We start from the raw sequence: 12,212 nt of genomic DNA, 5'->3' as shown, positions 1-12,212 counted from the left end.
CAATCGGGGTCATGGCCAAACTCATCCCGGCTCTGGCACAGAGCCCGTACAGGAACGATAAAAAATGAAAAAATCCATGCTTGCTCTGATTTTTCCCGCACTGCTCGGCACAGGTTCTGCTCATGCGGCCGTCATCTATCAGGCTGACGATGGCTCCAACGTCGACCTCTACGGCCGTCTTGGCTTCAATATTTCCGACAAGAAGAGCGGCAATGATCAGGGTGACTTCGATGGCCGTATCGGCTTTACCGCCCGCCAGACCGTCAATGACGATGTCGCAGTGATCGGCATGGCGCAATATCAGGTTAATGCAGCCGAATACGCCAACAACGTACAGAAGAACAGCAGCGACCTCACAGCTCGTTACGTCTGGGCAGGGATCGACGCTGGCCAGTGGGGCAAGGTGACCGGCGGGCGCGTCTCTTCCGGCCTCATCATGTTCACCGATATTGGCGATGTGTTTGCCGCCTCTGATGTCTCCATGGCTCGTCAGGCCAGCAAGGTGGACTCCACCGCCGTGCAGGTGTTCCGTCAGGATGGCACCCTGCAGTACCAGAACACCCTCGGCAATCTGGATCTCTCGCTCGCCTACATCCTTGGTAACGGCACCTCGGATCTTGATTACGGCTACAACGGCGCCCTGCGCTACACCTTCGATCTGGGCAATGCCGGTAAACTGGCTCCGGTCGTGGCGTATCAGCAGACCAAAGCCGCCCAGAGCAGTGGCAGCAAGGTCGATCCCAATGCCGATGAGTATCGCTTCGCCGGGATCGGTACCCGCTACTATCTCGGCCCTCTGATGTTGGGCGCCCTCTATAGCAAGGATCAGGTGACCTATCGCGATGGCCGTGCCGACAGTGAAGACAAGGTGTGGGAACTGACCGCGGTGTATGACATCAACCAGAAGTGGGCGGCCCGCGCAGGCTATCGTCACCTCGTCAATGAGGGTGGCGACCAGATGGCACTGCGCGATACTACGCTGGAGCTACAATACAAGCTCACCCCGCGATCTTCCCTCTACAGCGCCTATGTGATCCGCAATGGTGAAGATGGTCTGGCTGGTAGCACCATCACCAGTTTTGGTGGCAGCAGCAACAGCGAGAGCTTCTACCACCTCGGCCTGCGCTACGAATTCTGATCTGGTTGCCGGCCTGCGGGCCGGCTCCTTCATGGAGTCTTATGATGGCACGATCCTCCCTGCTCTCTCCCCTACTATTATCCCCCCTGTTTGCCCTGCTGCTCAGCGTACCGGCCACGGCAGCCCGACTGGAGCTGGCCGATACCCTCACCCTGCTCGCTTCGCCACAGGGCAAACCCTCGGCCTTCACCCGGACCATTGAGCTCCCGGCGGGAGAGTCCCGACTGCTGGTGCGCTTTGACAGCCCAAGTGACCCTCGCTCCACCAACGAGAGCCAGGGACGCGTGACCTCGGCTCCTCTGCTGGTTACCCTTACAGCACCATCACAAGGGACGCTGCAACTGACCACCCCGGTGCTGACCAGCTCCTCGGCTATCCGCCAGTTTGCCGCCAGCCCGGCCCTGCTGCTGAGTGACGACAAGGGCACCTCACAACCGCTGGCACTACAAGCCCTGCCACGCAACCAGGATAGTCTGGGCACCGATTACCAGGCCCTGCTGGCAAGCCATACGCCAACAGTGAGTCCGGCCCCCATTTTCGCAACACAAGCCGCAACTACCGCTCATACAGCTTCGGCACTTACGCCGGAGCAGGCGGATGCCACCCTGCGGGAACTCTATCTGGCGGCCGATGCCAAGCGGCGTAAAGCCTTTATCCGCTGGGCCCTTGACCTCTAGCAGACAACAAAAAACCACCTGTTCAGGTGGTTTTTTGTTGTACGGATGATGCAGAGGCAGAGCCGACCTCACTCCTTGTTGAGTCGGTCGATGGCATCCCGGGTACCGTCAATCAGGGCCCAGGCTCGCTCGTCTCTGCGCTGCACCAGGCCGAGGAACAGGATGTCGGTAATGGTGTTCTGGGCGGTACGGGAGGAGATGGAAGAGATACGCAGTTCGTTCTCCTCCGCCACCGTATCCAGCACCATGTCGGCCATCTGGCGCAACTGGGTTTGCCGGAACGAAGTCACGGCAATCAGGGTGGCACCATTGCGCTTGGCCAGCTCGGCCGCCGCCAGCACATCACGGCTGGCGCCAGAATAGGAGATGACCAGCTGCACATCACCCGGTCCCAGGGTCTGGGCGATGGAGATCTGCACATGGCTATCCTGGGCAAACAGGGTAGTTACGCCAATCTTGAGCAACTTGTACCAGAGATCCTTGGCGGTCAGTGCAGAACCGCCAATCCCCACCAGCTGTACCCGCCCGGCGCCATCTATGGTGTCGAGTACCTGCTTCAGCAGAGCACTGTCGAGAGCCTGAGTGGTCTCGATAATAGAATTGATCTTCTCCTGCGCCAGCTTCTTGGCCATGGTCTCCAGATCATCGTCTCGCCCGATGCCATTGTAGAGATCACCGACATTGTCGGTCTTGATGGCATGCTTGCGCCCCAGATCCTCGCTGACCGCCAGCTTGAAGGCGGTGAAGCCCTTGAACCCGATCTTCTGGGTGAACTTCACTATGCTCGACTGGCTCACCTCCGCCTGCTGGGCCAGCTCCTGAGAGGAGAAGTGGGTCACCTGTTCCGGACAGGAGAGGATGTAATCGGCAATCTTGAGCTCGCTGGGGGAGAGCTGGCTCCTGATATTGGATATTTTCGACAGGGTAAGCATGGTTTCTCTCTGTTCTTGTTCTGCGTCGAGGCTTACTGGGTGCCACCCACGGTGAGCTGGTCCAGTTTGAGGGTGGGCTGGCCGACACCGACCGGCACGCTCTGCCCCTCCTTGCCGCAGATGCCAACCCCGCGATCCAGCGCAAGATCGCTGCCCACCATGGAGACCTGGCTCATCGCCTCGGGGCCGTTGCCGATCAGGGTAGCGCCCTTGATGGGAGCGGTGATCTTGCCATCCTCGATGAGGTAGGCCTCGGAGGCAGAGAAGACAAACTTGCCGGAGGTGATGTCCACCTGGCCGCCACCGAAGTTGGGGGCATAAATGCCCTTCTTCACCGAGGCGATGATCTCGGCCGGATCATACTGACCTGCCAGCATGTAGGTGTTGGTCATGCGCGGCATCGGCATGGCAGCATAGGATTCGCGGCGCCCGTTGCCGGTGAGCGGTACCCCCATCAGGCGAGCGTTCTGCTTGTCTTGCAGATAACCCTTGAGGATACCGTTCTCGATCAGCACGTTGTAGCCACCCGGCGTCCCCTCATCATCGATGGAGACGGAACCACGGCGACCCGGCAGGGTGCCATCATCGACGATGGTACAGTGCTTGGAGGCCACCTGCTCGCCGATGCGGCCAGCAAATGCGGAAGATCCCTTGCGGTTGAAATCCCCCTCCAGACCATGACCTACCGCCTCGTGCAGCAGCACGCCGGGCCAGCCGGAGCCCAGCACCACCGGCATGGTACCGGCTGGCGCGTCGATGGCTTCCAGATTGACCAGCGCCTGACGCACTGCCTCACGCACATAGCCAAAGGCGCGGCTCTCCAGCCCATCCAGTTCGAGGAACCAGTCGTAACCAAAGCGCCCGCCGCCACCGGCACTGCCACGCTCGCGGCGATCGCCCTTCTCGGCGATCACAGTCACCGACAGACGCACCAGCGGACGCACATCGGCGGCCAGGGTGCCGTCGGTCGCGGCCACCAGCACCTCTTCGTAGACGCCGCTGATGGAGGCCATCACCTGATTGATGGCGGGATCCAGACTCCTGGCGAACTTGTCCATCTGCTCCAGCAGGGCAATCTTCTGATGCTTGTCGAGGGTCTGCAGCGGATCCATGGCCGGATAGAGCAGGTTCGCTTCGGTGCGGGCCCACGCCTTCACCTTGCCGTGAGCACCGGCTGCGGCGATGCCGCGAGCGGCAGTCACCGACTGTTGCAGCGCCAGCAGGCTCAGCTCGTCCGAGTAGGCAAAGCCGGTCTTCTCGCCGCTGACGGCGCGCACCCCCACACCCTGATCGATGTTGTAGCTGCCATCCTTGACGATGCCATCTTCCAGCATCCAGGACTCGTGCCAGCTGCGCTGGAAATAGAGATCGCCGAACTCCACCTGATGGCTCATCAGGCTGCCGAGCAGCTGCTGCAGGCGCCCTTCGTCGAGATCGTTCGGGGCCAACAGGGAGGCACTAACCTGGCTCAATAGACTCAATCTTCTTCTCCACTCTCGTAACGAGCTGTTTTAAATCGTCTTGCCAACGGGTTGGCGACAAGCCACACCATCACAACAAACGGGTATGCTCCAGCACGGGCAGACGGCTGCGTTTCAATTTTTCACCACACCATCAGAGCAAACGGGCGTGTTGCAGCACTGGCATGGTGCGATGCAATTCGTCGATAAGCCCGGGCTCCATCTTCGCCAGCACTGTGCCGCGCCCGGACTCTTTGCTCGCCAGCACCCGACCCCAGGGATCGATCACCATGCTGTGGCCCCAGGTCTGGCGCCCTGTCTCGTGAGTGCCGCCTTGGTTAGCAGCGACTACGTAGCACTGGTTTTCGATGGCGCGAGCCCGCAGCAGCGGCTCCCAGTGCGCCTCGCCGGTCACGGCGGTAAAGGCGGCAGGCACCAGCAGCACGCGGGCACCAGCACGGGCCAACTGACGATAGAGCTCGGGAAAGCGCAGATCATAACAGATCGAGAGGCCGAGGGGACCAAAGGGGGTATCCACCAGCACAGGCACCTCCCCCGGGCTGAAGGTCTCCGACTCCCGATAGCGGCCGTGATTATCCGCCACATCCACGTCGAACAGGTGGATCTTGTGGTAGTGGCCCCTGAGCTCACCGCTTGGGTCAAACACCAGCGAGCTGGTGTGGATATGGTCGGAACCTGCGATGGTGGTCGGCATGGCCCCGGCCACCAGCCAGATGCCATAATCGCGGGCCCATTCGGCCAGTTGTTGCTGAATAGGCGTTGCTCCGCTCAGAGCGGCACTGGGGTCGGAACCGATTGCCTCGGCGCCATCCAGATAACCCTGCCGTTCGCCAAACAGGCCAAAGTTTTCCGGCAGCAGCACCAGCAGCGGCCGCTCTTTGGGCAGCATGGCCAACTCGGTGGCGATCTGCTCCCGGTTATCCTGCCAGCGACGGCCAGATACCAGCTGTATTGCGGCTAACCACATGACGTTCTCCTTGTCCGTATTAATCGCGATCCACAATATTCGGGTCTTTATCCATCTCGGCCAGCAGCTTGCGAAGATGATGCCGGACCAATCCCCGCTGCCCCCGCTCCGCCCATTTGAGGCAATCGAACAACTCCCAAACCAGACCATCTCCTTCGGCCATATAGGCAGGAAAGTCCCAATGGCTTGGGGCAGGGTCAGAGACCTCAAGCGCACCAAGGGAGGAAGTTTTATCGAACAGTGGCAAGTAAGGTTTGGCAAGGGGGAACTCAGCCCCCCGATCAAGGATATGGATCTCGATGCTGGACATGTCGAGGAATATGAAGCGCCAGTATGAACAGACCTCTTCATGTCTTCCTTGCCAGCAGTGAAAGATGGGCCGCCCCCCCACAATGGTGCGCACCAGTTCGTCTCCCTGCTTATGGAAGCCCGGCTCGGCCAGCAGCAAGAGATCGACATCGGATACCCGGTCTGCCTTGCCCTTGGCGAGCGACCCAACCACTACCCCGGCATCAATCGCAGGATGAGCTGCGCCATGTTTCATAACCGATTCCAGCAGTGCGCGCTGCAGTGGCGGGATGGCAGCCCAGTGCTCATCCACCATCATAACGGCCCCTCTGACACAACCCGATCCCCCGCCTGCAGGGTGTAATCCAGCACTATGATGCGCGCCAGCACCGGGCGAAAGATGGCCTTGAGGGCATCGTGATCAGGATGGGGCAGATAGCGCTGGCGGGCCGCTTCGTCGGCGAAGGTCATCAGCACGCTGTGGGTAAAGCCATCATCCCTCCCCTCCGGGCTGTCATTCTCCCCCCACTCCACGGCGGTCACGCCGCTGACCTGATGGGGAATGGCGAGAAAGGCGGTACGCACCGCATCTATCCGGGCAGGCTGGGTGTCCGGCTTGAAGGCGATCAGCAGGATATGTCGGATCATGGCTCACTCCTTGTGATGGTGCCGGGCCGCTCGTTCAGCGCTGAGCGGGCCCCGCATGTTTGGGGCTCAGCAGGAAAGGGGTCACCTCTTGGGTCGGCAGGCTGGGAGCAACGGCGTCAACCGCCTCTTTCTGCTGCTGGTTGAGCTTGATGCGCGCGCGATCGCGCCCCGCCTCGATCAGCTTGGGTGCGTCGAGCGGGCCCGAGATGCGAAAATCGATGCGGGTCACCACATCCACCACCGGCTCCAGCAGTTTGGAGAGGGCCAGCACATAGAGACCCGTGACCGGCGTGATGGAGAAGGCCGCCACCACCGGCAGGGTGCCCCCCAGATTGGGGGAGAAGCTCAGCTCGTAGTCGAGCCGCCAGCGCACCAGATCGGCGATCCCCTCGCCGCGCAGGTTGCCTGCCGCCCCCTTCATATAGAAATCATCGTTGCTGACCAGCCCCTGCTTGATGGTGGCAGAGGCGGACATGGATTCGAAGTAGAAGCCCTTGTCGAACACATCGCGAAAATCGAGCCGCAGTTTGCGCAGCAGGGAATCGAGGCTGAGCAGAGAGAGCAGCCGCGCCCCCTTGTCGTTGACCTCCCGCAGGGTGCCACCCTCCAGCTGATAGTTGGCACTTCCCCCCAGAGTCGGCAGGCTCGGGCGATAGGGCACATCCTGCCAGTTCAGATCAAAAGCGAGGGAGCCGGGAGCATCGCCGATGGGCGAGGTGTAGCCGAGCCGCTTGAGCAGCAGCTCGCTGTTGTTGCTGGTCAGCTTGCCACGGGCACGGGTCTGCATCCGGTTGCCATCGGCCAGCCAGTCGACGCTGCCGGTGAGCTGACTACCTGCCAGCCGCACATCCAGCCCCTTGAGTGTCACCTTGTTGGCGCCGGGCACCAGTTCCCCTTTCACTTCACCGAGCGGCAATGCGCCAAAGCGGCAATCGACACAACTCACCTTCAACCAGGGGATGGATGCCATGATGGCGTTGTCCTGTTTGGCATCGGGATCCGGGCTGAGATCCGAACTCTTGCCGGACCAGTAGATGCGGGCAAACTTTGCATCCACCGGGCGATTGGCCACTGCAGGCAGGCGGATCACCCCCATCACGTCGGGACTGTCGATCATCACCTCGGTCGCCTGATTGGTCGGCCCCACGGTGAAACGCGCCGCCTTGAGGGTGGCACTGCCGATATAGGCGCGAGCCAGCTGTCCATCCACCCACCACTCCTGCGGCAGGAAGGCAGGGCCAACCACCGCATTGCCGGTCTGGTTCTGCGCCGGCAGCCACTGCTTGAGTCGTGCCAGCCAGCCACCGACATCGGCCTCCTGTTGGTTGATGGCGAGCAGCATGGGGGCATCACGCAGCACCCGGGCGCCCGGCTGGCCCACATCGACCCGAACTCGGCTGAGATAAGGCACCCCTTCGCCGTAGACCAGTCGGGTCTGCATATCCACATCAGCCCCCAGTACGGCGCGAATGTCGGCGCTGCCATCCCGGCCACGGGCGATCACCTTGAGCGGCAGCCGGCTGGCACTGCTCTTGGCCAGCGGCAGCGGCAGATCCAGTCCCATCCCCTGCAGGTTGGAGTCAAGCGCCAGCTGGAAGCGCAGCGGCTTGCTGTCGGGCAGGGTCAACCCGAGCTTGCCGCCCCAGTTGCTGCGGCCGTTGAGGATGCCGTATGAGGAGATGGCAGCGGGCTGGCGGCGGCTATCCCACTGGCCTTTGAAATCGAGGTCGACCTGATAGTGGTCAGGATGCTGACGCCCCTGATAGTTGAGGGTGAGCGGCTGATTCCACAGAGTCGCCTTGAGGTTGCTGAAACGGGTCTGCTCGTTGTCATATTCGAGGCGCCCCTGCACCTTCTCCAGCGGCAGATCCAGACTGGCGACCCGCACCTTGTTGTTGCTGAAGGTGGCATCACCGCTCGCCTTGACCTCGCTCTCGCCATCGAGAGGAATATCGAGCTTGACCGAACCGGCCATCGGGCCGTGGATCTCGATCTCTCGCAGCGCCTGACCTACCGAACTGCCCAGCGGGGAGTCCTGCAGGTAGTCGCTGATGGCCTTGCCCTCCCCCTGCACCTTGGCATCCACATAGAGGTGGGCGCCGGGGGAGAGATCCGGGATCCAGGCATGCACCGAGTCGGAGCTCGCCTTGCCCAGTTTGGTGGATCGGCTGCGCATATCGAGACCGGCATTCTGGAACAAGAGATCGATCTGCAGGTCGGTAAGCGGTTGCCAACCGGGGAAGAACTCGTAGGTGGCCTGCTCCAGCGGCACCGCCACCTGGAAGATGCCCTTGCCGTTGTCGTAGGGGAAATCCCGAAACTCCCCATACCAGAGCAGGTCGGCCCCCTTGGCCTTGCCCCCCTTGATGGCGCCGCTCAGGTAATCCACCAGCCCCTTGTCCATCACCTGCAGCGGGAAGTAGCGATCCGCATGGCCCGCATTCTTCACATCGATGCGACCGGTCAGGGCGAGGAAAGGGTGCTCGAACAGATCGAGGCGGAAACGGCTGGCCAGGGTCAGATCCGGGTTATCCAGCGCGATATCCTGACCGTAGAGCACCCAGCCCTGTTCCTCGCGCCACCAGTCGAGGCGGGCCGAGAAGTTGTCGACCGGGATCGGCATCTTGAAGTGACGGGCGGGATCCACCTTGTCGTTCGCCAGCGCCAGTCTGGCGCTACCACCGGTCGGGGTAAGCCAGAACTCGCCGTTGAGATCCTGCATCCCGGGTATATCCTGCCAGGCCTTGAGACGCACCTTGCTGAAGCGGCCACTGAGGGAGAGATCCTGCCAGTCGGCGTTGGCCAGCAGCGTCAGATCCTGCACCGAACCCTGCGGATTGGTCTGGCGCAGGGTCTCGCAGAGTGTGGGGTAGAGCGCCGAGACCAGCTGACTGATCTGGGTGATCTTGTCGAACTCTATGCTGGGCAGATAGCCCTGCACCCGATCCCCGACCCGCTCCAGCTGCAAGCGGCTCTGCAACCAGGGTTTGCCGTCCAGCTTGAAGGTGACGTTATGGCTGGCCAGTTGCCAGTCGGTGCCCTCACGGCGCAGCTGGATCTTGCCGCCATCGAGGCCGAAGCGGTGCATCTCCCCTTTCTTGGGATCCTTCCAGATCAGGTAGTTGTTGCCAAACGCCAGCAGGGTATTGCCCAGCTTGCCGCTGTCAAACTCGCTCCAGAGCTGGAAGTCGAGCTGACCGGTAACCCTGGGTTCACCAGCATGGATCCTGGCCAGGGTCGGGGTGATATCGAGCTGGCGGGCCCCCAGATAGAGCTGCCCCTTGAGGCGATCGAGTCGATCTTGCGGCGTATCTACATCGAGTATCAGATCGAGGGTGCTCTCGCCCACCCCGTTGATGAGATAGGCCTTGCCGACCCCCTGATGGCGCTTGCCACGGTTCTGCCAGCGCAGCTGGGCGATGTCGAGGGCACGCAGATCACCGAGGGAGGTGGTGACGCTGAGGCGGGTGTTGTGCACATCGAAGGTGGAGAGCTGGGTCAGCAGAAAGCGCAGCAGGGCACCCTGCTGGGGATCGCCGGAGGGGCTGTCGTCAGCCGGTTGGCGCAAGTCGATGGTGATATCGCCATCGCTCAGGATCAGCTCGCCAAACACCGGCTTTAGCTCGTTAATAGTGCGCCAGAAGTCGAGATGCACCCAGGCTTTGCCGAGCTGTACGGCAAAACGCCCCGAATCCGGGGCGATGGCGAGTTGCTGCAGTTCGAGGGCGGGCCCGGACTGTGTCCAGTCCAGCCCCACTTGCTCCACGCTGACCTTGAGTTGTGAATCACCCAGCAGAGTGTGGATCAGACTCTCCCGGTATTGATTCAGCAAAGGGCCCCCGACCCGTACCAAGGTGACCAGCATGGCCATCAGTACGAACAGGACCCCCAGGGCCAACCAGCCCCGACTCAGCCAGCGATAGACCAATTACATCATCACCACGTCGAACTGCTCCTGACCACAGAGGGGTTCGCTCACTACCCGCACCTGCTTGCCGATGAACACTTCCAGCTCCGCCAGACTGTGGGACTCCTCGCCATGGAGGTAGTCGGCCACGGCTGGGGCCGCGTAGACGGTGAACTGATCCGCATCGTAGGCGCGATTGACCCGGATAATCTCCCGCAGGATCTCGAAGCAGACCGACTCCACCGTCTTGACCCGCCCACGCCCCTTGCACTCGGGGCATTCGGAGCAGAGCACATGCTCCAGACTCTCGCGGGTACGCTTGCGGGTCATCTCCACCAGGCCGAGCTGGGAGAAGCCATTGACGTTGGTCTTGGCGCGATCCTTTGAGAGCGCCTGCTCCAGGCTGTGCAGCACCCGACGGCGGTGATCTTCCGACTGCATGTCGATGAAGTCGATGATGATGATGCCGCCGAGATTGCGCAGGCGCAGATGGCGGGCGATGGCCGCCGTCGCCTCGACGTTGGTGTTGAAGATGGTCTCTTCCAGATTGCGATGGCCGACAAAGGCGCCGGTGTTGATATCCACCGTGGTCATGGCTTCGGTCTGGTCGATGATGAGGTAGCCGCCGGATTTCAGCTCTACCTTGCGCTCCAGCGCCCGCTGGATCTCGTTCTCCACGTCGTAGAGATCGAAGATCGGCGACTCGCCTGGGTAGTACTCCAGCTTGCTGGCCAGCTCAGGCACGTACTCTTCGGTGAAGCGCTTGAGCTGATCGAAGCTCTGGCGGGAGTCAACGCGGATCTTGTCGAGCTCGGCACCGACGAAGTCGCGCACTACCCGGAATGCCAGACTGGGATCCTCGTAGAGGATCTTGCAGGGTGGATACTTCTGCTTGCGTTCGAGGATCTTGCGCCACAGCCGTTTCAGGAAGGCAGCATCCTGCTCCAGCTCCTGCTCCCCCACCCCTTCGGCAGCGGTGCGGATGATGTAGCCACCCAGCTCGTCCACATAGCCAGCTACGGTACGCTTGAGGCGCTCCCGCTCTGCTTCGGACTCGATACGTTGGGAGACACCGACGTGGGCACTGCCCGGCATAAAGACCAGATAGCGGGATGGCAGGGTGATATCGGTTGTGAGACGGGCACCCTTGGTACCCAGTGGATCTTTCACCACCTGCACCATGATGTCCTGCCCCTGACGCACCAGCTCGGCGATGTTACCGACCTGGAACTGCTCCTTCTCCTTCACCGCCACACACTCGGTGTGAGGGACGATATCAGAGGCGTGCAAAAAGGCTGCCTTGTCCATGCCAATATCGACGAAGGCTGCCTGCATACCCGGGAGTACCCGGCTGATCTTGCCTTTGTAGATATTGCCCACTATGCCGCGCTTGGCCTGACGCTCTACATGCACTTCCTGCAGCAGACCGTTTTCGACCAGAGCGACCCGGGTTTCGGAGGGGGTAACGTTAACCAGCAGTTCTACCGACATAAGTAACCTTGCCTGTTCCAGTTTTGAATTCTTATACAGCCAATCCGGTACAACGCGCGCAAGGAAGAACGCAGCAGAGCACAGCTGACGGAAAATTACTTGTGTTGTTCCAGATGCTGCTTGATCAATAGATCCGTCTCCAGCAGCGGCAGGCCGACCACGGCGCTGTAGCTCCCTTCGATACGGCTGACAAACTTGCCGGCAATACCCTGAATGCCGTAGGCCCCGGCCTTGTCACAGGGCTCGCCGGTTTGCCAGTAAGCCTCGATCTCGGCCTCGTCCAGCTTGCGAAACGCCACGTTGGTGGTGACCAGTCGCACGTCACAACGCTCGGGGCTGGCCAGCGCCACCGCGGTCATCACCTGATGCACCTTGCCGGAGAGGGACTCCAGCATATCCTTGGCATCGAGCAGATCGGACGGTTTTTCCAGCACCCTATCCCCCAGCACCACTATGGTGTCGGCCCCCAGCACCGGCAACGCTGTCGGCGCACACGCCACACCCGCCATCGCCTTGTCGCGAGCGAGACGACAGACATAATCTTGCGGCTTCTCCCCCTCTTCCCGTTGCTCCGGTACATCCAGTTTCAGCACATCAAAACGATAGCCAAGCTGGGTCAGCAGTTCGCGACGACGGGGAGAACCCGAGGCGAGATAGAGTTGCAGTTCGTTGTTTTTGCTCAT

The 12,212-nt window shown here is 61.3% G+C and carries 10 protein-coding genes; 2 read left to right on the top strand and 8 right to left on the bottom strand.

The features are described 5' to 3' along the window. Window positions 1-64: 64 nt before the first annotated feature. Together I6L44_RS18695 and I6L44_RS18690 are read left to right on the top strand one after the other, a co-directional pair. The gene (locus I6L44_RS18695; RefSeq protein WP_216952758.1) at window positions 65-1,138 is read left to right on the top strand and encodes a porin; all 1,074 of its coding nucleotides are present in this window, start codon (window positions 65-67) and stop codon (window positions 1,136-1,138) included. Window positions 1,139-1,179: 41 nt separating this feature from the next. Then, window positions 1,180-1,815 carry a DUF2057 family protein gene (locus I6L44_RS18690; RefSeq protein WP_254204240.1) on the top strand — a complete coding sequence of 212 codons (636 nt, stop codon included), beginning with the start codon at window positions 1,180-1,182 and terminating at the stop codon, window positions 1,813-1,815. A gap of 68 nt (window positions 1,816-1,883) precedes the next feature. Here the strand turns inward: I6L44_RS18690 and I6L44_RS18685 are convergent, their stop codons facing one another. From I6L44_RS18685 to I6L44_RS18650, 8 genes are all read right to left on the bottom strand, one after another. Continuing rightward, window positions 1,884-2,747 carry an SIS domain-containing protein gene (locus tag I6L44_RS18685; protein WP_108588468.1) on the bottom strand — a complete coding sequence of 288 codons (864 nt, stop codon included), beginning with the start codon at window positions 2,745-2,747 and terminating at the stop codon, window positions 1,884-1,886. Window positions 2,748-2,779: 32 nt separating this feature from the next. After that, entirely contained in the window at window positions 2,780-4,228 is a 1,449-nt protein-coding gene (gene tldD / locus I6L44_RS18680; RefSeq protein WP_005348653.1) for a metalloprotease TldD, read from the bottom strand. A gap of 133 nt (window positions 4,229-4,361) precedes the next feature. Next, entirely contained in the window at window positions 4,362-5,195 is an 834-nt protein-coding gene (locus I6L44_RS18675; RefSeq protein ID WP_216952757.1) for a carbon-nitrogen hydrolase family protein, read from the bottom strand. Between the two features lie 19 nt (window positions 5,196-5,214). Then, a complete protein-coding gene (locus tag I6L44_RS18670; RefSeq protein WP_216952756.1) occupies window positions 5,215-5,802 on the bottom strand; it encodes a nucleotidyltransferase domain-containing protein in 588 nt (195 codons plus the stop codon). Further along, window positions 5,799-6,131 (bottom strand): Dabb family protein, encoded by a 333-nt coding sequence (locus I6L44_RS18665; protein ID WP_216952755.1) that lies wholly within the window; start codon window positions 6,129-6,131, stop codon window positions 5,799-5,801. The genes I6L44_RS18670 and I6L44_RS18665 overlap by 4 nt, the downstream gene beginning before the upstream one ends. A gap of 34 nt (window positions 6,132-6,165) precedes the next feature. Next, complete coding sequence (locus I6L44_RS18660) at window positions 6,166-10,059, bottom strand: YhdP family protein (protein WP_216952754.1); 3,894 nt, start codon at window positions 10,057-10,059, stop codon at window positions 6,166-6,168. Next, complete coding sequence (gene rng / locus I6L44_RS18655; protein WP_005340056.1) at window positions 10,060-11,529, bottom strand: ribonuclease G; 1,470 nt, start codon at window positions 11,527-11,529, stop codon at window positions 10,060-10,062. A gap of 95 nt (window positions 11,530-11,624) precedes the next feature. Beyond that, complete coding sequence (locus tag I6L44_RS18650; RefSeq protein WP_216952753.1) at window positions 11,625-12,212, bottom strand: nucleoside triphosphate pyrophosphatase; 588 nt, start codon at window positions 12,210-12,212, stop codon at window positions 11,625-11,627.

This window comes from Aeromonas sp. FDAARGOS 1414, from assembly GCF_019047065.1.
Classification (GTDB): domain Bacteria; phylum Pseudomonadota; class Gammaproteobacteria; order Enterobacterales; family Aeromonadaceae; genus Aeromonas; species Aeromonas veronii_A.
Note: the sequence above shows the minus strand (reverse complement) of the source record. Positions and strands in the feature narration are given on the sequence as shown.

Coding starts and splice junctions, on each gene's coding strand:
- I6L44_RS18695 (WP_216952758.1), top strand. CDS start 65: ATGAAAAAATCCATGCTTGCTCTGATTTTTCCCGCACTGCTCGGCACA.
- I6L44_RS18690 (WP_254204240.1), top strand. CDS start 1,180: ATGATGGCACGATCCTCCCTGCTCTCTCCCCTACTATTATCCCCCCTG.
- I6L44_RS18685 (WP_108588468.1), bottom strand. CDS start 2,747: ATGCTTACCCTGTCGAAAATATCCAATATCAGGAGCCAGCTCTCCCCC.
- I6L44_RS18675 (WP_216952757.1), bottom strand. CDS start 5,195: ATGTGGTTAGCCGCAATACAGCTGGTATCTGGCCGTCGCTGGCAGGAT.
- I6L44_RS18670 (WP_216952756.1), bottom strand. CDS start 5,802: ATGATGGTGGATGAGCACTGGGCTGCCATCCCGCCACTGCAGCGCGCA.
- I6L44_RS18665 (WP_216952755.1), bottom strand. CDS start 6,131: ATGATCCGACATATCCTGCTGATCGCCTTCAAGCCGGACACCCAGCCT.
- rng (WP_005340056.1), bottom strand. CDS start 11,529: ATGTCGGTAGAACTGCTGGTTAACGTTACCCCCTCCGAAACCCGGGTC.
- I6L44_RS18650 (WP_216952753.1), bottom strand. CDS start 12,212: ATGAGCAAAAACAACGAACTGCAACTCTATCTCGCCTCGGGTTCTCCC.